We start from the raw sequence: 376 nt of genomic DNA, 5'->3' as shown, positions 1-376 counted from the left end.
GGGAACCTGCGGTTGGATCACCTCCTTACCTGAAGATACCTTCCCGCGTAGTGCTCACACAGATTGTCTGATAGAAAAGTAATGAGCAAAGCGTCTACGCGTTGGGGTGCGGTAACAATAACTATTGTCGCCTGATTATATAATCTCACCTTCACGTGAAATTACCCGTGTCTGTTGCACAAGTATTTCACGTCCCCTTCGTCTAGAGGCCCAGGACACCGCCCTTTCACGGCGGTAACAGGGGTTCGAATCCCCTAGGGGACGCCACTTGCTTGGTGACAGGTGAAAGGTGTTGCCCCCATATCTTAAAGATGACTTACGAGTCGTGTTTAAGATATTGCTCTTTAACAATCCGGAACAAGCTGAAAATTTGAAA

General features: G+C 47.9%; 1 tRNA gene. It reads left to right on the top strand.

The annotated features are described in order from the left end of the window. Positions 1-191: 191 nt before the first annotated feature. Positions 192-267, top strand: a tRNA-Glu gene (locus tag NR177_RS23785). The last annotated feature ends 109 nt before the right edge of the window (positions 268-376 follow it).

The organism is Pantoea sp. Fr+CA_20, from assembly GCF_024520835.1.
Classification (GTDB): domain Bacteria; phylum Pseudomonadota; class Gammaproteobacteria; order Enterobacterales; family Enterobacteriaceae; genus Pantoea; species Pantoea allii.
This window is presented reverse-complemented; position numbering and strand designations above follow the sequence as displayed.